22 protein-coding genes and 1 riboswitch are annotated in these 22,724 nt (G+C 72.7%); of the genes, 10 read left to right on the top strand and 12 right to left on the bottom strand.

Going from position 1 to position 22,724, the window contains the following annotated elements; all coding sequences use genetic code 11:
- Window positions 1-2 precede the first annotated feature (2 nt).
- The 7 genes from thiS to AB0J66_RS21805 form a co-directional block, all read right to left on the bottom strand.
- A complete protein-coding gene (gene thiS, locus AB0J66_RS21775) occupies window positions 3-203 on the bottom strand; it encodes a sulfur carrier protein ThiS (protein WP_364663329.1) in 201 nt (66 codons plus the stop codon).
- Complete coding sequence (thiO, locus tag AB0J66_RS21780) at window positions 203-1,198, bottom strand: glycine oxidase ThiO (RefSeq protein WP_364663332.1); 996 nt, start codon at window positions 1,196-1,198, stop codon at window positions 203-205. Before thiO ends, thiS begins: the two co-directional genes overlap by 1 nt.
- Window positions 1,195-1,773, bottom strand: a complete 579-nt coding sequence (locus AB0J66_RS21785) for a thiamine phosphate synthase (protein ID WP_364663335.1) — start codon at window positions 1,771-1,773, stop codon at window positions 1,195-1,197. Before AB0J66_RS21785 ends, thiO begins: the two co-directional genes overlap by 4 nt.
- A riboswitch (TPP riboswitch) is annotated at window positions 1,767-1,878 on the bottom strand. It overlaps the preceding gene by 7 nt.
- A 71-nt stretch (window positions 1,879-1,949) precedes the next feature.
- Window positions 1,950-2,384, bottom strand: coding sequence for a ribonuclease domain-containing protein (locus AB0J66_RS21790; RefSeq protein WP_364663337.1), 435 nt, complete (start codon window positions 2,382-2,384; stop codon window positions 1,950-1,952).
- Between the two features lie 74 nt (window positions 2,385-2,458).
- Entirely contained in the window at window positions 2,459-3,643 is a 1,185-nt protein-coding gene (locus AB0J66_RS21795) for a hypothetical protein (protein WP_364663340.1), read from the bottom strand.
- Between the two features lie 101 nt (window positions 3,644-3,744).
- Window positions 3,745-4,494 carry an ABC transporter ATP-binding protein gene (locus AB0J66_RS21800; protein WP_364663343.1) on the bottom strand — a complete coding sequence of 250 codons (750 nt, stop codon included), beginning with the start codon at window positions 4,492-4,494 and terminating at the stop codon, window positions 3,745-3,747.
- On the bottom strand, window positions 4,491-5,678 hold the full coding sequence (locus tag AB0J66_RS21805) for an ABC transporter substrate-binding protein (protein WP_364663345.1): 1,188 nt from the start codon (window positions 5,676-5,678) through the stop codon (window positions 4,491-4,493). The genes AB0J66_RS21800 and AB0J66_RS21805 overlap by 4 nt, the downstream gene beginning before the upstream one ends.
- 343 nt (window positions 5,679-6,021) lie before the next feature.
- Between AB0J66_RS21805 and AB0J66_RS21810 the strand changes: the two genes are divergently transcribed.
- The 4 genes from AB0J66_RS21810 to AB0J66_RS21825 are packed head-to-tail and all read left to right on the top strand — an operon-like array spanning window position 6,022 to window position 10,325.
- Window positions 6,022-8,925, top strand: a complete 2,904-nt coding sequence (locus AB0J66_RS21810; protein ID WP_364663347.1) for a nitrate- and nitrite sensing domain-containing protein — start codon at window positions 6,022-6,024, stop codon at window positions 8,923-8,925.
- Window positions 8,922-9,329 (top strand): roadblock/LC7 domain-containing protein, encoded by a 408-nt coding sequence (locus AB0J66_RS21815; protein ID WP_364663349.1) that lies wholly within the window; start codon window positions 8,922-8,924, stop codon window positions 9,327-9,329. The genes AB0J66_RS21810 and AB0J66_RS21815 overlap by 4 nt, the downstream gene beginning before the upstream one ends.
- Window positions 9,330-9,361: 32 nt before the next feature.
- On the top strand, window positions 9,362-9,724 hold the full coding sequence (locus tag AB0J66_RS21820) for a DUF742 domain-containing protein (RefSeq protein WP_364663351.1): 363 nt from the start codon (window positions 9,362-9,364) through the stop codon (window positions 9,722-9,724).
- A complete protein-coding gene (locus tag AB0J66_RS21825) occupies window positions 9,705-10,325 on the top strand; it encodes an ATP/GTP-binding protein (protein WP_097322738.1) in 621 nt (206 codons plus the stop codon). Before AB0J66_RS21820 ends, AB0J66_RS21825 begins: the two co-directional genes overlap by 20 nt.
- A 181-nt stretch (window positions 10,326-10,506) precedes the next feature.
- Here the strand turns inward: AB0J66_RS21825 and AB0J66_RS21830 are convergent, their stop codons facing one another.
- A complete protein-coding gene (locus AB0J66_RS21830; RefSeq protein ID WP_364663354.1) occupies window positions 10,507-11,652 on the bottom strand; it encodes a uroporphyrinogen-III synthase in 1,146 nt (381 codons plus the stop codon).
- A 667-nt stretch (window positions 11,653-12,319) separates the two neighbouring features.
- On the opposite strand from AB0J66_RS21830, the gene rplM reads away from it, so the two are divergent.
- The 3 genes from rplM (at window position 12,320) to glmM (ending at window position 14,779) form a co-directional block, all read left to right on the top strand.
- Window positions 12,320-12,763 (top strand): 50S ribosomal protein L13, encoded by a 444-nt coding sequence (gene rplM / locus AB0J66_RS21835; RefSeq protein WP_364663357.1) that lies wholly within the window; start codon window positions 12,320-12,322, stop codon window positions 12,761-12,763.
- A gap of 20 nt (window positions 12,764-12,783) precedes the next feature.
- Entirely contained in the window at window positions 12,784-13,281 is a 498-nt protein-coding gene (rpsI, locus tag AB0J66_RS21840) for a 30S ribosomal protein S9 (RefSeq protein ID WP_360245468.1), read from the top strand.
- A gap of 142 nt (window positions 13,282-13,423) precedes the next feature.
- Window positions 13,424-14,779 (top strand): phosphoglucosamine mutase, encoded by a 1,356-nt coding sequence (glmM, locus tag AB0J66_RS21845; RefSeq protein ID WP_364663359.1) that lies wholly within the window; start codon window positions 13,424-13,426, stop codon window positions 14,777-14,779.
- Here glmM and AB0J66_RS21850 read toward each other — a convergent pair.
- A complete protein-coding gene (locus AB0J66_RS21850) occupies window positions 14,772-15,944 on the bottom strand; it encodes a pyridoxal phosphate-dependent aminotransferase (RefSeq protein WP_364663361.1) in 1,173 nt (390 codons plus the stop codon). The genes glmM and AB0J66_RS21850 overlap by 8 nt on opposite strands.
- Window positions 15,945-15,954: 10 nt before the next feature.
- Window positions 15,955-16,641, bottom strand: coding sequence for an MmpS family transport accessory protein (locus tag AB0J66_RS21855; protein WP_364663363.1), 687 nt, complete (start codon window positions 16,639-16,641; stop codon window positions 15,955-15,957).
- Window positions 16,642-16,804: 163 nt separating this feature from the next.
- On the opposite strand from AB0J66_RS21855, the gene glmS reads away from it, so the two are divergent.
- On the top strand, window positions 16,805-18,676 hold the full coding sequence (glmS, locus tag AB0J66_RS21860; RefSeq protein WP_364663366.1) for a glutamine--fructose-6-phosphate transaminase (isomerizing): 1,872 nt from the start codon (window positions 16,805-16,807) through the stop codon (window positions 18,674-18,676).
- Between the two features lie 192 nt (window positions 18,677-18,868).
- Here the strand turns inward: glmS and AB0J66_RS21865 are convergent, their stop codons facing one another.
- Together AB0J66_RS21865 and AB0J66_RS21870 are read right to left on the bottom strand one after the other, a co-directional pair.
- A complete protein-coding gene (locus tag AB0J66_RS21865; RefSeq protein ID WP_364663368.1) occupies window positions 18,869-20,359 on the bottom strand; it encodes an alpha/beta hydrolase in 1,491 nt (496 codons plus the stop codon).
- On the bottom strand, window positions 20,356-20,643 hold the full coding sequence (locus tag AB0J66_RS21870; RefSeq protein WP_364663370.1) for a hypothetical protein: 288 nt from the start codon (window positions 20,641-20,643) through the stop codon (window positions 20,356-20,358). Before AB0J66_RS21870 ends, AB0J66_RS21865 begins: the two co-directional genes overlap by 4 nt.
- A gap of 164 nt (window positions 20,644-20,807) precedes the next feature.
- Here AB0J66_RS21870 and AB0J66_RS21875 point away from each other — a divergent pair, with 164 nt between their 5' ends.
- Window positions 20,808-21,176, top strand: coding sequence for a holo-ACP synthase (locus tag AB0J66_RS21875; protein ID WP_364663373.1), 369 nt, complete (start codon window positions 20,808-20,810; stop codon window positions 21,174-21,176).
- 70 nt (window positions 21,177-21,246) lie between these two features.
- Window positions 21,247-22,698: an NAD(P)H-hydrate dehydratase gene (locus AB0J66_RS21880; RefSeq protein WP_364663376.1), complete on the top strand. Its 1,452-nt coding sequence runs from the start codon at window positions 21,247-21,249 to the stop codon at window positions 22,696-22,698.
- Window positions 22,699-22,724 lie beyond the last annotated feature (26 nt).

The following is a 22,724-nucleotide window of genomic DNA, read 5'->3' on the forward strand; positions in this document are numbered from 1 at the left end:
CGTCAGCCTCCCTGGGCCGCGGTCAGGACCTCGACCGTGTCGCCCTCGGCGAGGGTCACGGTGGGCCAGGTCGAGCGGGGCACGACCTCGCCGTTGACCGCGACCGCGACTCCGCGCCGAGCCTCGGTGAGCGACTCGACCAGAGTCTGCACGGACAACTGCTGGTCACCGTCGAAGCTGCGCCCGTTGACGGTCAGCCGCATCAGAACCTCCTCGGGTCGAAGTCGGTCGGCGTCGCGATGCCCTCCAGCAGGTCGGCGGTCAGGGCCGCGGTCACCGGGGCGAGCAGGATGCCGTTGCGGTGGTGCCCGGCGGCGACGATGCGGCCGGGCGCGAAGTAGCCGATCAGGGGAGCGTTGTCCGGGGTGCCGGGGCGGTGCCCGACCGTCGTCTCGGCCAGCTCCAGCTCGGCCAGACCCGGCACCAGCTCGATCGCGGCCCGCAACAGGTCGTACACCCCGCCCGCGGTGATCAGGCTGTCGGTGCGTTCCTCCTGGGTGGCGCCGACGACGATCTCGCCGTCCTGGCGGGGCACCACGTACACCGGCCGGCCGTCGACGGTCGCGTCGAGCACGTGCCGCAGCAGACCCGGCTCGCCTTTCAGGCGAAGGACCTGACCCTTGACCGGCCGTACGGGGAGTCCGGTGAGCCGGGCCGTGCCGGTGCCGGCCGCCACGACGATCGTCCCGGAGTCCACGTCGGACAGTGAGTCGACCCGCTTGGCGACGATCCGGCCGCTCAGCTTCGCCCGGAGCGCGGCCACGACCCGGCGCGGGTCGACCTGCCGCTCACGGGGTGAGTGCACGCCGGCCCGTACCCGCGGGCTGAGAGCCGGCTCCAGCGACCGCAACTCCGACGGGCGCAGCAGCGGAAGCTGCTGTTTCGTCCAATGCCGGGCCGCGGAGGCCACGTCGTCCGCGGTCATCGCCAGGCTCAGCGTTCCCGTGTCGTCGTAGCCGACGTCGACGCCGAGCCCGGCCGCGAAGCCGGGCCACAGGTCGGCCGACCGCTCCATCAGCCGCACCAGCGCCGGGTCCTCGAACGCCGACTCGCCGCCGGGGGCCAGCATGCCCGCCGCCACGTGCCAGGCGCCCTCGTCGCCGCCGTCGAGCACGGTCACGTCCCGGCCCCGCTCGACGAGCTGCCAGGCGATCGACAGGCCGATGATCCCGCCGCCCACCACCACGACGTCGCTCATGCCAGCGCCTTCAGGAACGCGATCGTGACACCGGCCGGGTCGCCCGCCACGGCCGAGATCGCGGCCACGCCGTACGCCCGGAGAAGCGGCACCCGCTGCGGGGTGATCCCGCCGATCGCGATGACCGGCGTGCCCGGCACCGCGGCGGCGACCCTGGCAATCCCCTCCGGCCCGATCGGATCGGGGAGTCCTGCCTTGCTGGTGGTGGCGAAGGCCGGCCCGGACCCGAGATAGGACGCCCCGTCGCGGACCGCCTGTTCGGCGGCTTCGGGCGTACGGCACGTGGCGCCGACGATGGCCGAGGGACCGAGCACCCGCCGCACCGCAGCGACCGGCAGATCTTCCGCACCCACGTGGACACCGTCGGCGCCGGCCGCCAGGGCCACCCCTACCCGGTCGTCCACCAGGCAGATCGCGTCACCAGCGCGCCGGCACACGTCGAGGGCGGCCACGGTCAGCTCGTAGGCCGCGCGATCGGACTTCTTCTCCCGCACCTGGATGGCGACCGGCCCGTGGCCGACCGCCCCTCGCACGACGTCGAGCGAGTCGGTGACTACATGCAAACGAGGAAACAACGAACGCTCCTCCCTGCGCCGGCATGACCCGGATCAGGTTCTACGGTCGGGGGCTGCGTCGGCCCCCCTCTCAGCCCGGTGCACCGGACTCCCGTGGGGTTGTTGTTCGGACCATAACCGGTCCGCGGCGAAAAAAGCTAGGAGCCGGAAATCACAGCCGGCTCCTCGCCGCATGATCAGAGCTTGTAGAAGGTCACGTAGTGGTCGGGGGTGAACCAGGCTTCCTTTGTGGAGCGGTTGACCACGATCCGGTACGCGTCGCGGGTGGCGCCGCGGGTGCGGGAGTAGACGTCGTACTCGTTGTAGGTGGCGTTGAGGGGGAGTTGCTGCTCGCGGTTCTGGAAGGTGCCGCCGGTGTAGTTGTACTGGCCGTACGGCCAGGAGTACCAGCCGCTGCTGGTCGGCCAGCCGAGCGACGACCAGCCGGTGCGGGCTGTGCGGGCGGCTGAGCAGCGCGAGATCGTGCAGCTCGAGTAGACGGCGGCCTGGGCCGCGTCCGTGGTCGTGGGCGCCACCACGGCCGGCGCCACCAGGGCGGTGCCGGAGAGGGCGAAGACCATCGCGAGGCCGGCCAGGAGCCGGCGGAGGCGGGGTTGCCGGTCAGGGGTCATGACCACATCGTGGAGCGCGGGGAGGCCGCGCGGTACCTCCCCGATGGATCATTCCATTGATGTTTGCCTATCGATTACCGGCCCAGGCCGCCGACCCAGTCGGTCAGCTCGCCCTCCCGGCCCTGCTGGGCGGCGCGGGGCTGGGGCGGGGTGAAGCCGTCGAACGACGGTGTCGGCAGGACACCGGTGTCCGACGGGCGCAACTCGTGATCGGGGCGCTGGGCGGCGGCCGAGGCGCGGGCCGCGACGGCGGCGGCGACGCTGGCCCGGCCGGTGATGGCCTGCGCGGCGCCGGCCCCCGGCGGCGGGCCGGTCGGGCCGGTCGGGCCGTTGGCGGCCTGGGCGATGGCCGACGGCTGGGACTCGCGCTGGGGGAGCGGCGGGCGCTCGGGAGTGGGCGCGCTCTCGGCCGGCGCGCCGACCGGGCCGCGCCGGAACACCGCGGCCAGCACCGAACCGAACACTCCGGCGCCGGCGGCGGTCATCGCCGCCCAGTAGGGCACCTCCTGGTAGCGGTCGGCGCCCGCGCCGGGGCCGGCGATCAGATAGGCCACGGTCAGCAGGGCCGGGCCGGGCAGGCCGGCCAGCGCGATGGCCGCGGTCGAGGCCTGCCGGCGACGGGCGGCCAGGCCGATCAGCAGGCCGCAGATCAGGGCCAGGGCCGGCATCGTGAACAGCGCGGCCTGGTCGACGGCCTTGCCCGGCAGGATGCTCAGGTCGAGCACGCCGAGGCGTACGGCCGGAAGGTCTTGACCTGGCCGCAGTGACGGGGCCACCGAGGCGACCGCGAGGACCCACACGGCGACGGTCAGCGTGATGATGCTCCAGCGGGCCACCGTGCTGCGCAGGGCGGCGTAGGCGGCGAAGATGCCGATGGCCGCCCCGAGCGCGGCGCACGCGCCGACCACGAAGACCGGGTCGACCCCGGCGACCTGCGCGTTGCGGGCCGGCTGCATGGTCAGCGGGACGATCGCGGCCGCGCCGAAGCCGGCCACGACGGCGGGGACGAAACGGGCGCCGGCGGGTGGGTTCGGGGGCAGCTGGGTGCGGCCGACCACGGCGCCGATGGCGGCGGCGGTCATGGCGAACCAGGCCACCCAGGCCAGCTGGGCGATCCACTCGTCACGCGCGGTGACCTCGACGACGCGGGTGAAGCGCAGGAAGCCCAGACCGTAGGCCAGGCCCAGCTGACTGGCCCCGCCCAGCGCGGCAACGCCGAACGTGGCCCCCAACAGCTTCGCCCAGGTGCGGAAAGTCATGCCCGGCACGTTACGGAATCCTCTCCCGTGAACGCCACTGGGACGTCCGATTCTTAAGGCAGTCCAAAATCCGGCTTACGGAACCCTTGTACGGAGGGTGATCACGCCATCAGAAGATCATGAAGCTGGGCGCTGCACCGGGCCACCTCGTCCAGGTTGGCCGACCGGCCGAGCGCCCGCGGCCGCGGGATGTCGACGTCGATGATCTCGCGGACCCGGCCCGGCCGCGGGCTCAGCACTACCACGCGGTCGGCCAGCAGCACCGCCTCGTCGATCGAATGGGTGACGAAGACCGTTGTCGCTTCCTGCTCCATGTGGATGCGCTGGAGCTCGACCGAGAGCTCTTCCCGGATCAGCGGGTCGAGCGCCGAGAACGGCTCGTCCATCAGCATCACCCGGGGACGGCCGATCAGCGCGCGGCACAGCGCCACCCGCTGCTGCATGCCGCCCGACAGCTCGTGCGGCAGCCGCTTCTCGAAGCCGGCCAGGCCGGTCAGGGTCAGCAGCTCGTGCGCCCGGTCGCGGTACTCGGCCTTGCGCCAGCCGAAGATCTGCACCGGCAGCAGCACGTTGTCCAGGACCGTGCGCCACGGCAGCAGGGCCGGGCGCTGGAACATCATCGAGACGTCCCGGCGTGGCTTGACCACGTGGTCGCCGGAGACCTCGATGCGGCCACCGGTCGGTGGGAGCAGGCCGGCGATCATCCGCAGCAGCGTCGACTTGCCGCAGCCGGAACGGCCCACGACCGCCACGAACTCGCCGTCGGCCACCTCGAGGCTGACGTCGCGCAGAGCGTCCACAGTGCCGGACCGGCCGGTGAAGGTGCGTGAGACCCGGTCGATGCGGATCACGAGGCCAGCCGCCAGCGGCCGGCCCGCGCCACCAGCACGGTGAGCGCCTGCGGCATGAGGCCGGAGTGGTTGTCGGGCGTGATGCGGATCGGGCCGGAGAGCCCGTCGACCTGCGAGGTCTCGATGATGTCGCGGATGCCGTCCCGGTTGTTGCCGGCCCGGGCCACCGCGTCGGCGACCAGGTCGACCGCGTCCGCCGCGAACGAGGCGACGCCCGAGTAGCTGCCGTAGCGCGAGGTGTAGTCGCGGAACCACTGCTTGCGCGAGGACTTGGCCGGGGTCGTGGCGATCACGTCGTCGATGGCCAGGATCGGCGTGAAGATCATCCGGGCGTCGTCGGTCGCCTTGACCGCGGCCGCCGGGATGAACAGGTCGCCGGCCGAGGCGGCGTCGAAGTACAGCTTGCCCTTGTAGCCGACCTGCTTGGCGCCGATCGCGGCCAGCTGGGCCTGGTCGGGCGCGGTGAGCACGACGATCGCGCCCGGCTCGGCGTCGGCCAGCGTGCCGACGGCCTGGGTGATGTCGGTGGCGGTCGGCTTGACGGCCCGGACGATCTGGCCGCTGACGCCGGAACCGTTCAGCTTCGCGGAGAGGGCCTTCAGCGCGCCCTTGCCGTACAGATCGTCGGAGTGCAGGATGCCGATCTTCTTGATCTTGGCCTGGCGGAGCTCGGCCACCATCGCGGCCGCGCTGTCCGGCGAGTTCGGGCCGATCTTGAAGAGATAACGCCGATCGCTGACCGGGTTGACCACCTCTTCGGAGGCGGCCAGCGAGATCGTCGGCACCTTCTTGTCGGTGATCGTCTTGACCGCGCCGACCGTGCATTGATCGCAGGCGCCGGTGACGATCGCGGCGACCGACTTGTCGTCCGCGAAAGAGCTGATGTTGCGCAGCGAGGACGTCGGGTCGTTCCGGTTGTCCTGCGTGATCAATTTCAGCTGCCGGTCGCCGAGCTGGCCGGAGGCGTTCACCTGCTCGATCCGCAACTGCAGGGCCCGGGCGTATGCGGTGTCGACGGCCGACGAATTGTTGAGGTCGGCGGCGATGGTGATGACTTCCGACGCTTCGGTCGAGTCGTCGTCCGAGGAGCAGCCGGCCGCACCGGCGACGAGGAGCATCGATGCCACGGCGGATGCCGCGGTGATGCGGGAGAGCCGCACTGCGGTGCCTCCTAGAAAGGCCATACGGACAAGTTGTCCGTTCGAACGCGCCAAACCTTGCCAACGTGAGGGCCACCGGTCAAGCAGGGGTCCATCGATGGAGCGAGACGCTTGTCTCACATATTGGTTGGAATCTTGGGATTTGATCGTGACCGGGTCATCACAGAATGTCGTGGTCGGCATATTCGTGCACGTCAAAGAGGTGCGAATGTCGAATGTGGAACTGGCAATGCAACCAACAGTCGGACGTCGAGTTCGTTTCGGGGAGTTTCCGGACTTCCCAAACCAATGTCCGCTCTGATGAAATTCCCGGGCCGCAGCGGTCAGGCGGGCGAAGAGACACGGGATTGACCACGGAGGAGAAGTCGTGAGCACCGGATCTTCGACCCAGGTGGCGCGCCGTGGTGTCTTTCCCCGGCTCCGCGACGCCCGCATCCGGGCCAAGCTGGCGCTGATCCTGCTCGTGCCGCTGGCCGCCGTCATCGTGCTGGCCACCACGCGCCTGGTCGATATCGGACAGCGCGCGTCCGCCGCCGGGCAGGTGGAGGAGCTGACCAAGCTCGACACCGACGTCTCGGCGCTGACCCAGTTGCTGCACACCGAGCGCATGACCGCCGCCGCCTACCTGGCCGCCCCGGTCGGTGCCAAGCCGGACGCGTACAACGCCACGGTCCGCAACACCGACGCCCAGATCGCCGTCTACCGCGCCCACCGGGCCGGCATCGACGACCCGCCGGGCGCCGTGCGCGACCGGCTGAGCCGGATCGACGACCACCTCAACACGATGGACGCCACCCGCACGGCGGTCGGCAAGCGCGAGGGCATCGCGGTCGCCGAGGCCGTGTCCCGTTACGGCGTGGTCATCACCGACCTGGTCGCCTACGGCGAGGCGGTCAGCCAGGTCGCCGGTGACAGCGAGGTGGCCGACAACCTCCGCGCGCTCGCCGCGTTCTCCCGGGCCAAGGCGGGCACGGCCGAGCAGGAGGCCGTCTCGTACGCCGCCCGCGCCTCCGGTGACATCAGCGAGGAGCAGCGGGTCGCGTTCATCGCGACGCAGACCAGCCAGCAGGAGGCGCTCACCACCTTCTCCCTGGTGGCCAGCCCCGAGCAGCGTGCCCTGGCCGACAAGGTGGTCAGCGGCGACGCGGTCAACCTGGTCGACGGCGTCGCCACCCAGCTCGGCCGGGGCGACGCGGTGGACGCCGGCGACATCACCGAGGCCTTCGGCGCCGTGGTCGACCTGATGCGCTGGGCCGAGCAGCAGCTCGAGTCCAAGATCGTGGCCGCCGCGAGCGACGACCGGGACGCGGTCGTCCGGCAGGCCGCCATCGAGTCGGCCCTGGTCGTGCTCGTGCTGATCATCGCCATCGCGCTCGCCGTGATCCTGGCCCGCTCGCTCAACATGTCGCTGCGCCGGCTGCGTGAGGGCGCGCTCGCGGTGGCCAACCGCGACCTGCCCGACGCCGTGGCCAAGCTGCGCGACTCCCGCAACCTGGGTGAGGGCGGCGCCGACGACATCGTCCGCCAGGTCCGCGACCCGATCAACCTGTCCAACCGCGACGAGATCGGCCAGGTCGCCCAGGCGTTCAACGTGGTCCACCGCGAGGCGGTCCGGATCGCGGCCGAGCAGGCCGCGCTGCGCACCAGCGTCTCGACGATGTTCCTCAACCTGGCCCGCCGCAGTCAGTCGCTGGTCGACCGGATGATCGGCGAGCTCGACATGATCGAGCGCACCGAGGAGGACCCGAAGCGGCTCGCTCAGCTCTTCGAGCTCGACCACCTGGCCACCCGGATGCGCCGCAACGACGAAAACCTCCTGGTGCTGGCCGGCGCCGACTCGAGCCCGCCGCGGCGCGAGGACGCGCTGGTGGTCGACGCCCTGCGCGCCGCGCAGTCCGAGGTCGAGCTCTACAACCGCATCGAGTTCGGCACGGTCGACACCGACATCTCGATCGCCGCGCTCGCCGTCAACGACGTGGTCCGTCTCGTCGCCGAGCTGCTCGACAACGCCACCCGCTTCTCCCCGCCGACCACCGTGGTGGTCGCCGACGGCCGCCGGATCCGCGACTACGTGGTGATCCAGGTCGAGGACCGCGGGCTCGGCATGTCCGAGGAGCAGATGGACCAGCTCAACCGCCGGCTGGCCGAGCCGCCGGACGTCGACGTGGCCGCGTTCCGCCTGATGGGCCTGGCCGTGGTCAGCCGGCTCGCCTCCCGCTACGGGATCCGGGTCGAGCTGCGGGCCAACCTCGAGGGCGGCACGGTCGCCCAGGTCACCCTGCCGAGCAGCATCGTCGTCACGCCCCGGCGCAGCGACACGTTCGGTGGCGGCCGGCTGCCCGAGCTGGGCGCGGCGCCGCTGGGCGGCTGGGACGCCCGGGCCTCGCGAGCCGCCACGGCCACGCTGCCGACCATCGAGCCGCCGCGGCCGGCGCCCGAGCCGGTCATGCCGGAGCCGGTGCAGCAGCACCCGACGCTGCCGGTCTTCCCGTCGCAGCGCCCGCCGAGCGACCCGGCCGAGGTGCGGCCCACGCCGAACCGGCCGCCGTTGCCGACCCGGGTGTCCAAGACGATCGAGCAGGCGCAGAACGCGCCGACGATGAACGGCTTCACGCCGACGGTGCCGCCCGTCTCGGCCCCGCCGGTCTCACCGGCCCCCGCACCGACCGGCAGCTGGGGCGCGGCGCTGGCCGCGATGCCCCCGGTGCCGGCCCAGCCGCCGGCCCCGCCGGCCGACGACCGCAGCGACTCCCCGATCTTCGTGCAGATGCAGCAGAGCTGGTTCCGCAACCACGACGGGGCGAGCCAGGAGCAGTTCGGGATGCCGACGGCGGGCTACGCGCCCCCGCCCAACGAGATCCCGGCGGCGGTGGCAGCGCCCCCCGCGCCCGCTCCCACGCCCGCTCCGAAGCCCAAGCCCGCGCCCGAACAACCGGCGCCGACGACGACCGGGCACAATGGACCGTCGGTTCCGAAACAGCGCCCCGCTGAGGAGGACCGGTGGAAGACAGCGGCGGACGAGGGATGGAAGCGGGCCATGGCGGCGGCTGAACCGGTCGACGCCGGAACCACGCGATCCGGCCTCCCCAAGCGCGTACCGCAAGCACAGCTGGTGCCCGGCGGCGTGCAGGAGGGCCCGAAGGCCCAGAACCGCCGCAGCCCCGACGAGGTCCGCGGGTTGCTGTCCGCGTACCACCGGGGAGTGCAACGCGGGCGGACGGACGGCACCGCCGAGTCCGCCGCCTTCCAGGCTAAGGAGACCGATCAGTGACCAGGCCCCCCACCATGCAGGACATGGGCTGGCTGCTCAACAACTTCGCCAACAGCGTGGCCGGCATCGCCCACGTCGTCGCGGTGTCCGCGGACGGGCTGCTGCTGGCCGCCTCCCGCGACCTGCCGGCCGACCGGGCCGACCAGCTCGCCGCCATCACCTCCGGGGTGGTCAGCCTGACCGACGGCGCCTCGCGCATGTTCAACGCGGGCACCGTCCAGCAGACGATCATCGAGATGGAGAGCGGCTACCTCTTCCTCATGTCCATCAGCGACGGCTCCGCGATGGCCGTCCTGGCCGCCCGCAGCTGCGACGTCGGCCAGGTCGGGTACGAGATGGCGCTGCTGGTCGAGCGGGTCGGCGCGGCGCTGTCGCCCGCCACCCGTGAAGCAGTCAGCCATTAGAAGCCGGACCGCCGGAACGGGGTGAGGAGCGGATGGGACAGCCACAGGACCCGAGAGGCAACCTTGTGCGCCCGTACGCGGTCACCCGCGGGCGGACGGAACCACGCCGGGACATCCCGATCGAGGCGGTCCTGGTCGCGAGCCAGGCCGCTCTGCAAGAGGCCCGGTTCGCCGGGCATGACAAATACCGCATCGCTGTCCTGTGCGAGGCGAAAGCGCAGTCCCTCGCCGAGCTCTCCGCGCTCTCCCGGTTGCCGCTGGGTGTCGCTCGGGTGCTCGTCGCGGACATGGTGGCCGACGGGCTGCTGTCGTTGCACAGCGCCGCTCCCAAGACTGGGTTCACGGAGCGGATGGATCTGCTGGAAAGGGTGTTAGGTGGACTTCGCAAGCTCTGAGCGGGCGGGGGCGCAACCCAAAGAGATCACCTCCGCGAAGATCGTCGTCGCCGGGGGATTCGGCGTCGGCAAGACGACGCTGGTCGGGGCGGTCTCCGAGATCGAGCCGCTGACCACCGAGGCCGTCATGACCTCGGCCGGTCAGGGGATCGACGACGCGTCCAAAGTGCCCGGCAAGGGGACCACGACGGTCGCCATGGACTTCGGCCGCATCACCATGGCCGACGACCTCATCCTGTACCTCTTCGGCACCCCCGGGCAGACCCGCTTCTGGTTCATGTGGGACGAGCTGATCCGTGGCGCCGTCGGGGCGGCGGTGCTGGTCGACACCCGGCGCATCGCCGACGCCTTCGCGCCGCTCGACTACTTCGAGAACCGTCACCTGCCGTACCTGGTCGCGCTGAACTGCTTCGACGGCGCTCCCCGGTACGAGCCCGACGAGGTCCGGGAGGCGCTGGCCATCCCGCCGCACGTCCCGCTGATCATGTGCGACGCCCGTCATCGCGAGTCGGTCAAGCAGGTGCTGGTCGGCGTCGTCGAGCACGCCATGGCCACGCTGGTGGCCGAGCAGTCAGGCGGCTATCCGGCGCCGGTGGGATAAAGGCTCAAGAACGAGGTCGTAGCTCGGTGGGGAGTACAGATCGCTGCTCCCGCCGAGGGCCGCGGCGGGGTGAGCTGGGCGCTGGCGCGCCCAGAACGCTCACCCCACCACGGCGACGTGCGTGAGTGGTTGCGCTTTCGAAAACCAGCGCTTGCCGGCCCGAGCTTTTTGGTCGGCGCTTTCAGCCGGCCAGCCGGTAGCCGCGTTTCACCACGGTCTGGACGACCCCGGGGGCGGAGAGGCCGGCCCGCAGCCGGGCCACGGCCATCTCCACGGCGTGTTCGTCCGCGCCCCGGGGCAGGGCGTGCAGCAGGGCCGCCCGGGACAGGACGCGGCCCGGCGCCGACGCCAGAGCGCGCAGGACGGCCATCGGGCCGGGCGCCAGCGGGCGTAGCTCTCCGTCGACGATGGCCGCGTGGCCCCGCAAGGTGATGGAGTGCCCCGCCACCTCCAGGGAGACGGCGCGCCGGGGCAGCTCGTCGACGATCGTGCGGACCAGGGCGCTGAGCCGGGCCCGCGGGGGCGCCACGACCGGGATGCCGTGCCGGCGCAGGGGAGCGGCCGTGACCGGGCCGGCGCAGGCGACCAGGATGTCGCCGCGCAGCGCCTCGAGCACGGCCTCGCTGTTCGGGCCGGCCGCGTGCAGCAGCGCCGACACGGCCGGCGCGGCCGTGAAGGTCACCGCGTCGACCAGGCGCCCGATGATGAGGTCGACCAGCCGTTCCAGCGGGGCCGGGTCCATCGGCGGCGCCCAGCGGTAGACGGGCACCTCGATCACGCGGGCGCCGGCCGCGCGCAGCGCCTCGGTGTACTCGGGCTGGCTCTCGCCGTGCAGCTGCATGGCCACCGTCCGGCCGGCCAGGCCGCGGGCCCGGAGGTGGTCGACGACCTCTTCATAGCTCTCGCCCTCGGGCGACCACTGATCGTGCAGCCCGGCCGCCCGGACCGCGGCCCGGGCCTTGGGACCGCGGGCGATCAGATAGGCCCGGGTGAGCGCCGCCCGCAGCGGCTCGGCCAGGCCCCAGCCCTCGGCCGCCTCGAGCCAGCCGCGCAGGCCGATGCCGGTCGTGACCAGCACGACATCGGGCGGGGTCTCCAGGCTGGCCCGGGTCGCGGCCTTGAGCTCGGCGTCGTCGGCGATCGGGACGATGCGCAGCGCGGGGGCGAGCACCACCCGGGCCCCGCGGCTTTCCAGCAGGCTCGCCAGCTCGTCCCGGCGGCGGTCGGCGGTGACGCCGACCGTGTAGCCGGAGAGCGACGCGGCCGGCTCGGCCAGCGCGGCCGCCGAGATCACCGTCCGGCGCGGTCCCCCCGTACGGTCGGTCATGTTCTCTGAAGAAGTCGCGACGCGGCCGGCCGGTCCACCGAAGGGCACGCTCGGAGCCCGCCGTCCTCAGCGTCGACCCGCTCCCATGTCACGCCTGCGTTCTCCGCCGTACCTCCGGCCGGCGCGCGCCGCGACTCCTCCTGGCCGAACCGGGAAGCCGGCTCGGCCGACACCGTCAGGTCCGTCCTCAACCCTGACGGTGGCTCTTCCATAGTGCGCCGCCCCGCGGCGGCCCGGCGAGAGCCGGGCCGCTCGGTCGTGGTCTCCGCACCGATGGCCATGTCGCCAAGCGTGTCGTCGCGGAATTTCACCGATGCGTCCCGTTTGTTTCGAGCCTGCTAACCGTCGGCGGGTGGTGACCTCGGTGACCTTGGATACCGGCCTCGGGCGTGTTCGGGCGAGCGGGTATGCTTGGCGCGCATATGTTTGGAGGTCACGTCGGCCTGGGCTCTTTGCGGGGCCGCCCTTCGCGGGCAACGGCGAGACCGCCGACCGCTGTGACCCTGCACGTTTGGACCCTGCACGTTTTGACCACGCGCCGCACGGCCGGGTATTGTTGCCTGCTGTTGTGCGACAGCTGCGAGCGTGCCCCTCGGGGTAGGCTTGATGTTCGCGTTCGCCGCGACCAGCGCGCGACCCCAGACCGACGACAAGACAAGGTAATTCTGTGCGTACGTACAGCCCGAAGCCGGGTGAGATCGAGCGTCAGTGGCACATTATCGACGCTTCTGACGTCGTCCTGGGCCGCCTGGCCACCCACACCGCGACCCTCCTGCGCGGCAAGCACAAGCCGACCTTCGCGCCGCACGTCGACACCGGCGACTACGTGGTGATCATCAACGCCGGCAAGGTCGCCCTGACCGGCAACAAGCGGCAGACCAAGGTCGCCTACCGCCACTCGGGCTACCCGGGTGGTCTCAAGCAGGTCGGCTACGAGGAGCTGCTCACCAAGCGCCCCGAGAAGGCGATCGAGCTGGCCGTCAAGGGCATGCTCCCGCACAACAAGCTCGCGCGGCAGATCATCAAGAAGCTGAAGGTCTACCCGGGCGCTGAGCACCCGCACGCCGCCCAGCAGCCCCAGCCGTTCGAAATCACCCAGATCGCGCAGTGAGCGCGGGAGAAGGCAGCAGCATGTCCGACATCATCGAGCCCGAGGTCGTCGAGACCGTCGAGGAGCCCGCTGAGACGGTCGTCGTGGTCGAGACGCCCGCGCCGGCCCCGGTCCGCGCCCCGCGTCCCGGTGACCGTCCCATCCAGACCGTCGGCCGCCGCAAGGAGGCCATCGTCCGGGTGCGTCTCGTCCCCGGCAGCGGCAAGATCACGTGCAACGGCCGCGACCTCGAGGCCTACTTCCCCAGCAAGGTGCACCAGCAGCTCATCCGTGAGCCGCTCGTCACCGCGGAGAAGGAAGAGCAGTTCGACGTGATCGCCAACCTGCGCGGTGGCGGCATCACCGGCCAGGCCGGCGCGCTGCGCCTGGGCATCGCCCGCGCGCTCATCACCAACGAGCCGGACGACCGTCCCGCGCTCAAGAAGGCCGGCTTCCTCACCCGTGACGCCCGCGTCAAGGAGAGCAAGAAGTACGGTCTCAAGAAGGCCCGTAAGGCTCCGCAGTACTCGAAGCGCTGATTTTGCGCCGAGTCTGACACGGCCGGGTTGCGCCCCTCGCGGGGCCGCGGCCCGGCCGTTTGCGTTCCCTCCCCTTGAATCGACGCGACGCACCCGGCGCGGGCCCCTCTCTCCACGGACCGCCCGGCGAAAGGAAACCGCCATGGGGCGACTCTTCGGCACCGACGGCGTACGTGGGCTCGCCAACGGCGACCTCCTCACCCCGGAACTGGCCCTGTCCGTAGCGGTCGCGGCCGCCCGGGTGCTCGTCGAGAGCGACGGCAGCCACCCGCCGCTGGCCATCGTCGGCCGTGACCCCCGGGCCAGCGGCGAGATGCTCGAGGCGGCCGTCGTGGCCGGCCTCACCAGCGCCGGCGCCAACGTGGTGCGGGTCGGCGTGCTGCCCACCCCGGCCGTGGCCTACCTGGTCGCCCAGACCGGGGCCGACCTGGGCGTCATGCTCTCGGCCTCGCACAACCCGATGCCCGACAACGGGATCAAGCTCTTCGCCGCGGGTGGCACCAAGCTCCCCGACGAGCTCGAGGAGCGCATCGAGAAGGCCGTCGAGGACGGCCACGGGCTGGTCGGCCGGCCCACCGGCGCCGGGATCGGGCGGGTCAACGACCTGCTGGACGGGGCCGAGCACTACATCAAGCACCTGGTCGGCTCGACGCCGCACTCGCTGACCGGGATCAAGGTCGTGGTCGACTGCGCCAACGGCGCGGCCAGCGAGGTCGGCCCGGTGGCCTACGAGGAGGCCGGGGCCGAGGTCATCGCGATCCACGCCGACCCCGACGGCCTGAACATCAACGACGACTGCGGCTCGACCCACCTGGAGAAGGTGCAGGCGGCCGTCCTCGAGCACGGCGCCGACCTGGGCATCGCGCACGACGGCGACGCCGACCGCTGCCTCGCGGTGACCGCCTCGGGCGAGATCGTCGACGGCGACCAGATCATGGCGATCCTGGCCCTGGCCATGCGCGACGCGGGCACGCTGACCGACGACACCCTGGTCGCGACCGTGATGAGCAACCTCGGCCTGCGCATCGCGATGAAGCAGAACGGCATCAAGCTGCTCGAGACCAAGGTCGGCGACCGGTACGTGCTGGAGGAGCTGAACGCGGGCGGGCTGGCCCTGGGCGGCGAGCAGAGCGGGCACATCGTGATGCCGGCCTACGCCACCACCGGCGACGGCGTGCTGACCGGCCTGCACCTGATGGCCCAGCTCGCGGCGAGCGGCAAGTCCCTGGCCGACCTGGCCGCGGTCGTGCACACCCTGCCCCAGGTCCTGATCAACGTGAAGGTCGGCGACCGGGAGGCCGGCGCGGCCGCCCCGACCGTGCAGGCGGCCGTGGCCCTGGCCGAGGACGAGCTGGGCGAGACCGGCCGGGTGCTGCTGCGCCCGTCCGGCACCGAGCCCCTCGTCCGGGTGATGGTCGAGGCCGCCAGCGAGGAGCAGGCCCGCGCGGTCGCTGAGCGCATCGCCGACGAGGTGCGGGCGGCCAGCCCGGCTAGCTAGAAAGCTTGGCCAAGCGGCGGGCTGCCTCGTCGATGACCTCTTCGCGCTTGCAGAAGGCGAAGCGGATCAGATGGCGGCCCGCCTGTTTGGTGTCGTAGAAGACCTCGGTCGGCACGGCCACCACGCCGCAGCGCCCGGGCAGCGCGCGGCAGAACGCGATGCCGTCCTCGCCCGATCGGGTGATGTCGGCGGTCACGAAGTAAGTGCCCTCGGACGGCAGGATGTCGAAGCCGGCCTCGGTCAGGCCGGTCACGAGCCGGTCGCGGCGGGCCTGCAGGCCGGCCCGGAAGCCGGTGAAGTACTCGTCCGGCAGCCCCAGCGCGACGGCGACGGCCGGCTGCAACGGGCCGGCGTTGACGAAGGTCAGGAACTGCTTCACCCGCATCACGGCCGAGACCAGCGCCGCCGGCCCGGTGGCCCAGCCGACCTTCCAGCCGGTGCACGAGAACGTCTTGCCGGCCGACGAGATCCGCAGCGTGCGCTCGCGCATGCCGGGCAGGCTCGCCAACGGCACGTGTGGCTCGGCGGCGTCGGTGAAGACCAGGTGCTCGTACACCTCGTCGGTCACGGCGTACGTTCCGTACTCCTGGCAGAGACCGGCGATCAGGGTGAGCTCGGCCGAGGTGAAGACCTTGCCGGTGGGGTTGTGCGGCGAGTTGAGCAGCACCAGCCGGGTGCGCGGGCCGAACGCGGCCCGCAGCTGAGCCTCGTCGAAGGCGTACCGCCCGCCGGGCCCGGGGCGCAGGGTGACCGGGCGGCGCACGGCGCCGGCCAGCGCGATCGAGGCGGCGTAGGAGTCGTAGTACGGCTCGAAGCAGACGACCTCGTCACCCGGCTCGCAGAGGGCCAGGATCGCCGCCGCGACCGCCTCGGTGGCGCCCGCCGTGACCACGACCTCGGTCTCCGGATCCCGGGAGAGCCCCCAGAAGCGCTGCTCGTGCCCGGCGATCGCGCTCCGCAGGGCGGGGATGCCGGGCAGCGGCGGATATTGGTTGGCGCCCTCCCGCAGCGCCCGGGCGGCCGCGTCGAGCATCTCGGCCGGGCCGTCGGTGTCGGGGAAACCCTGGCCGAGGTTGATCGCACCGGTCCGGACGGCCAGGGCGGACATCTCGGAGAAGATCGTGGTGCCGAACGGGCGCATCCGTTCGACCAGTGGGTCGCTCATCTGGCTCAGCTCATTTGCTCAACGCGAAGTGGGTGCAGGACGCTGTGCCGAACGTACCGGTCTCGGAGGTCTTCTGCTTGACCTCCTCGCCGTTGACGAGCACGCGGCAGCTGATCGTGCCGCCTTCCGCACCCAGCCTGAACGCGGTGACCGAAAGCAGGGCCGGGGTGTCCATGTCGCCGGTGAACTTCCACGGCAGGGTGACGTTCTCGAGCCGCGTGGGCGACTCGCCGAGCGTCTCCACGTAGAGCAGCTGCGAGGCCGGGCCGTCGCCCGTCACCTCGTACGTCACGCTGATCTGGTCGCTGATCCCGGGTACGTCGGTCGGCAGGGCCGGCAGGTCGGGCTCGGTGATCGGCTTGACCGCCTCTTCCGCCTTTTGTGTGACGTTGCGCGCGATGAGCACACCGGCGGTCGCGACGCCTCCGCACAGCAGCAGCGTGACGGCGACGATCACGGCCACGATCGGGACGCTGCTCTTCTTCGGCGGCCCGGACGGCGGCGGATAGGCCTGCGGCGGCGGCCCGTACGGGTCGTACGGCGTGCCGTAGCCGGGCGAGGGATAGCCGGGCGGCACCTGGTCGGAGGGGGTCGCCGGGAACTCCGACGTCGGCGGGTAGTCCGGATCCGGCAGCTTGGCCGACCCCGGCTGGAACGTCGGGGGCCGCGGGCCGGGCGGCTCAGGATTGCTGCTCAACGTCACTCCCGGAGTCCAAGGGGCGTCAGCCGACGGTACGCCAGCGGCGCCAGCCGATCGGTGCCGCCACCCCCGCCGTTCGGGCCGTTTTGCGCAATGCACGTGCTCGAAAGGGTGCTTCTCGCGCATGACGAATGAGCGAACGTCGGCTACAGTGCCGAGCATGTGTGGCATCGTGGGGTACGTCGGCGGTCGACCGGCGCTCAGCATCGTTCTCGACGGCCTGCGCCGGCTTGAGTACCGCGGATACGACTCCGCCGGCGTCGCGGTCGTCGACGGCGGCGCCGTCCTGACCGAGAAGAAGGCCGGCAAGCTCGCCAACCTGGAGAAGGCCCTGGCCTCGGGCTTCTCCGACGGGCCGACCGGCATCGGGCACACCCGGTGGGCGACCCACGGTGGCCCGACCGACCGCAACGCGCACCCGCACCTGTCGGCCGACGGCCGGGTCGCCGTCATCCACAACGGCATCATCGAGAACTTCGGCCGGCTGCGGGCCGCGCTGGAGGCCGACGGCATCGAGTTCACCAGCGACACCGACACCGAGTGCGCGGCCCACCTGCTCGCCGCCGAGGTGCGCAAGCTGCGCGAGTCCGGCGCCCTGGAGGGCCCGGAGCTGCTGGCCGAGGGCATGCGCCGCACGGTCAGCCAGCTGGAGGGCGCGTTCACGCTGCTCGCCGTCGACGTCGACGTGCCGAACGCGGTGGTGGCCGCCCGCCGCAACTCGCCGCTGGTCGTGGGCCGCGGCAAGGGCGAGAACTTCCTGGCCAGCGACGTGTCGGCGTTCATCGAGCACACCCGCGAGGCGATCGAGCTGGGCCAGGACCAGGTCGTCCTGATCACCCCCGACGAAATCCAGATCACCGGCTTCGACGGCTCGCCGGCGCTCGGCCAGGAGTTCCACATCGACTGGGACGCGTCGGCCGCCGAGAAGGGCGGCTACGACTACTTCATGCTCAAGGAGATCGCCGAGCAGCCCCAGGCGATCGCCGACACCCTGCTCGGCCGGCTCTCCGACCGCGGCGAGATCGTGCTCGACGAGGTCCGCCTGACCGACCAGGACCTGCGCGACATCGACAAGGTCTTCATCGTCGCCTGCGGCACGGCCTACCACGCCGGCATGGTCGCCAAGTACGCGATCGAGCACTGGGTGCGCATCCCGTGCGAGGTCGAGCTGGCGTCGGAGTTCCGCTACCGCGACCCGATCCTGGACCGCTCGACGCTGGTGATCGCGATCAGCCAGTCCGGCGAGACCATGGACACGCTGATGGCGCTGCGCCACGCCAAGGAGCAGAAGGCCCGCGTCCTGGCGATCTGCAACACCAACGGCTCGACCATCCCCCGCGAGTCCGACGCGGTGCTCTACACCCACGGCGGCCCGGAGATCGCGGTCGCCTCGACCAAGGCGTTCCTGACCCAGCTCGTCGCCACCTACCTGATCGGCCTGCACCTGGCCCAGATCCGCGGCGTCATGTACGCCGACGAGGTCGCGGCCGTGGTCGAGAAGCTGCGCAGCACCCCCGACGCGCTGCGCGAGCTGCTCAACTCCATGGAGGACGTGCGCGCCCTGGCCCGCGACCTGAAGACCGCCTCGACGGTGCTCTTCATCGGCCGCCACGTCGGCTTCCCGGTGGCGCTGGAGGGCGCCCTGAAGCTGAAGGAGCTCGCCTACATGCACGCCGAGGGCTTCGCCGCCGGCGAGCTCAAGCACGGCCCGATCGCCCTGATCGACCAGGGCACCCCGGTCGTCTGCGTGGTGCCTTCCCCCGCCGGCCGCGGCGTCATGCGCGACAAGGTCGTCTCCAACATCCAGGAGGTCCGAGCCCGCGGCGCCCGCACCATCGTCATCGCCGAGGAGGGCGACGACGACGTCCGCCCCTACGCCGACCACCTGATCGCCGTCCCGGCCACCCCCACCCTGCTGGCCCCCCTGATGACCACAGTGCCGCTGCAGATCCTCGCCTGCGAGATCGCCGCCGCCCGCGGCCACGACGTAGACCAGCCCCGCAACCTGGCCAAGTCCGTCACCGTCGAATAACCCACCCGCAGCCCGCCCAGGCCGCCCCAGCGCCCACGCGCCGGGGCGGCCTTCGCGTTCCCAGCCCTGTCCGGCCCGCCCTGTCCGGCCCGCCCTCGCCAGGCCGCCGAGCCCGGCTTTGCGCGGCTGGGCGGCCGGGGTGGCGGTCTTGCGGGCCGAGCGGCGGGGGCCGGGGTCGGGCGGGGGCCGGGGTCATCGGGCTGTTCCGAGGGTGATGGCGGCCATGGTGTCGAGGGCCGGGTTGCCGGGGTTCCAGTAGCCGACGTGGCCCTCGGGGCGGCTCGCGAAGACATGGGCGCCGAAGCCGGGGTCGCTCGGATTGCGCCCGAACCACAGCTCGTCCTCCGGGCGGCCGAAGGCCAGCCACGGCCCGGCGAACGGCACCGCCACGGCCGTGGTGAGGTCGCGGGCGAGCCCACCCGGCGCGACCGCGGCCCACTGGATCACGTCGTCGCGGGCCGTCGACGCCCAGACCTCCCCGGACCGCACCCGCAGGTCGCTCGCCGAGTCCACCCCGACGCCGGGTGAGCCCACGAAGACGACGCTGTCGGCGTCGAGCCCCGGCCCGGCGGCGGCCCGGCCCACCACGACCGAGCCGTAGCTGTGGCCGAGCACCGTCTGCCGCGCCGGAGCACCCTCGTGCCCGGCCCGCAGCCCCTCCTGGAAGCGCCGCAACACCGGCGCCGCCGCCTCGGCCTGCCGCGCGCTCGCGGCCTCGCCGACGAAGTCGGGAGCGTCGTAGTCGAGCCACATGACAGCGCTCGACGCCAGCCCGGGCCCCAGCTCGGCGGCCCGGACCGCGACCCGCTCGGCCCGGGCCAGCTCCCCGCCGAAGGACGCCAGGTCGGCCGTCATCCCCGGCACATGGGTGAGCACGGTGTCGGCCCGGTCGGGATCGCCGAGCGCCACCACCGCGCGCCCTTCCCCGGCAAGGTCGAGCCGCAACAGGTAGGCCCGCGGGCCGTCGCCGTCGGCCAGCCGATCGCTCAGGGCCGCCAGCCCGTCGCGCACCTCGCGCAGCCGATCACGGTCGTCACCCCGGGCGGCGCCGATGGCCCGGTCGATCTCGGCCCGCCGGTCGTCGAGCAGCAGGCGGTTGGCGATGTCCCGGTCGGCGGCCGGAACACCGTCGAGCCCGGCCGGCACCCCCGGTTCCGTGGCCAGCAGCCATTGCCGCTGCGCCGGCGACAGCCCCATCCACCAGGTGCGCACCTCGGCGGGCGACGCCGTGCAGTCCGGCCGCGCCGCCCCCGGCTCCGGCTCGGCCGAGGTCCGCAGCGCCTCGGCCAGACAGCCCAGTTCCTCGGCCGCGCCGGCGTCGGCCTTCGTGGCCACCGAGACAGCGGCCGCAGGGGAGCCGTCGGGTGGGGGTGAGGCGCGGGACAGGAGGGCGCGGGCGCGCTCCAGGGCCGCGGCGAACTCGCTGACCACCTGGTCGGCGCGCCAGCAGTGCAGGCGGAACAGCACGAGGCGGCGGTGCAGCCCGGCGAGCCGCCGGCCCGCCGCGGCCGACGCCGCGCCCGTCCACGAGTGGCCGAGCGCGACCAGCCGGGCCGTCAGCTCGGCGGCCAGCCGGCCGGCCAGGTCGGCCCAGCGGCGCCAGGAGAGCGCGAGCGCCCGCCACCGGCCCGGGTCGGTCACCCGCAGCCGGTCGTGCACGACGCCGGGGTCGGCGGTGGTCATCGGCTCAGCCGCAGGCGGGTGACCGCCCGGGCGTCGGCCAGCTCGTACTCCGCGGCGGCGGTGCTGATCCGCCGGGCCGTCTCGGCCACCTCGCTCCCGATCAGGGCGAGGTGGTGGCGGGCCGCCTCCGCGGCCAGGCCGGCCGCGTCGGCCGCGGCCCAGCGCGGGGTGGTGTCGGGGACCGGCGCCTGATCCGTCCCGGACGTGATCCGGGACGCCGTGCCGGCCACGGCCGAGGCGTCGTGGCGCAGCTCATCGGTGTCGACTTCAAGGTCGGGTTGCATCAGGAGCCTCCAGGCGGTGCGAAGGGATGCGCCGACGGTAGGGCCCGCGGGCCGCCCGTGGGCGGCCCTGTGGACAACCCGCCCCGATCCCGTTGCGGGGTTGTCCACAGGCATTGAGCGCGACCACGCCCGGTGCTAACGGCGCAGCCCGCTAGGGTGGGCGGGTGATCGTGTCTGTCGGCATCGACGTGGTTCTGGTGGAGCGCTTCGCGCGCGCCCTCGACCGGACACCGCTGCTGGGGGTCCGCCTCTTCACCGAGGACGAGCGGCAGACCGGCTCCGGCAATCCCCGCTCGGCCGAGTCGCTCGCGGCCCGGTTCGCGGCCAAGGAGGCTGTGGCCAAGGCCCTCGGCGCCCCGGCCGGGCTGCGCTGGCACGACTGCGAGATCGTCTCCGATCCGGACGGCCGTCCCTGGTTGACCGTCTCCGGTACGGTCGCCGCGGCCGCCACCGAGCGCGGCATCAACCGGTGGCATCTGTCCCTGTCGCACGACGGCGGGATCGCCTCGGCGATGGTGGTTGCGGAGTCCTGACCAGCGGCGACGCCAAATTGTCGTACCCGGGGCATAGAACATCGGCACACCGCGGAGGCTGGAGGACGAGATGCGGCAGGCATGGCGGGTCGCCGATGTGCGCGCGGCCGAGAAGGCGCTGATGGCCAAGCTGCCCGAGGGCACGCTCATGCAGCGGGCGGCCGCCGGGCTGGCCCGTCGCTGCGCGCTGCTGCTGGCGGAGAGCGGCGGGGTCTACGGCGCTCGGGTGCTGCTGCTGATCGGCAGTGGCGACAACGGCGGTGATGCGCTCTACGCCGGTGCGGCGCTGGCCCGGCGCGGCGCTCAGGTGCGCGCGCTGCTGATGCGTCCCGAGCGGGTCCATCTCGCCGGCCTGGCGGCGCTGCGGGCCGCCGGCGGGTTCACCGTCCGCGATCTGCCCGACAGCGCCGATCTGGTGGTCGACGGGATCGTCGGCATCGGCGCCACCGGCGGTCTGCGCCCGCCGGCCTCGGTCATCGTCGACGCGCTGGGTGCGCTCCACGGGCGTACGGGTGGGCGGGCCCCGATCGTCGCCGTCGACGTGCCGAGCGGGGTCACGGTCGACACCGGTGACGTTCCCGGCGAGGCGGTCACCGCGGATGTCACCGTCACATTCGGCTGTTACAAGCCGGCCCACTTCGTCGGGGCCGCGGCGCCCCGCTGCGGGCAGGTCGAGCTGGTCGACATCGGGCTCGGCCCGGTGCTGCGCGCCGATCCGGCCCTGCGGGTGCCCGACGCCGAGGACATCGCGAGCTGGTGGCCCACGCCCGGCCCGGCCTCCGACAAATACAGCCGGGGCGTCGTCGGCATCGCCACCGGCTCGGCGACCTATCCCGGGGCCGCGGTCCTCTCCACGACCGGCGCCCTGGCCGGCCCGACCGGCATGGTGCGTTACGCGGGCAGTGGACACGAAGAGGTGGTCCGCGCCCATCCGTCGGTGGTGGCCGTGCCCAAGGTCAACGACGCCGGGCGGGTGCAGGCCTGGGTGTGCGGCTCCGGTCTGGGCACCGACGAGGAGGCCCGGGTCGCCCTGCGCAGCGTGCTCGCGACCTCGGTGCCGGTGGTGCTCGACGCCGACGCCCTGACCCTGCTGGTCGACGGCAAGCACGCCAAGGACCTGCGGCGCAACGCGCCTCTGGTGATCACACCGCACGACGGCGAGTTCAAGCGGCTGGCCGGCGAGGCGCCCGGCGCCGACCGGGTGGGCAGCGCCCTGCGCCTGGCCGCCTGGATGAACGCGGTGGTCCTGCTCAAGGGTGACCGGACCATCGTGGCCACCCCGGCCGGCGAGGTCTGGGTCAACCCGACCGGCACCTCGGCGCTGGCCACCGCGGGCAGCGGGGACGTCCTGGGTGGCCTGCTCGGCTCGCTGCTGGCGGCCGGGCTGCCGCCGGAGCGGGCCGCCGTCGCCGCGGCTTACGCGCACGGGCTGGCCGGCCGGCGGGCCGCCGCCGACGGCCCGGTCACGGCGCCCGACGTGGCGGCCGCGCTGCGCGGGGTCGTGGGCGCCCTGGTGCGGTGACGGAAATCGTCATACCGAATAAGTAG

Source organism: Actinoplanes sp. NPDC049598 (assembly GCF_040675435.1).
Taxonomy (GTDB): Bacteria; Actinomycetota; Actinomycetes; order Mycobacteriales; family Micromonosporaceae; genus Actinoplanes.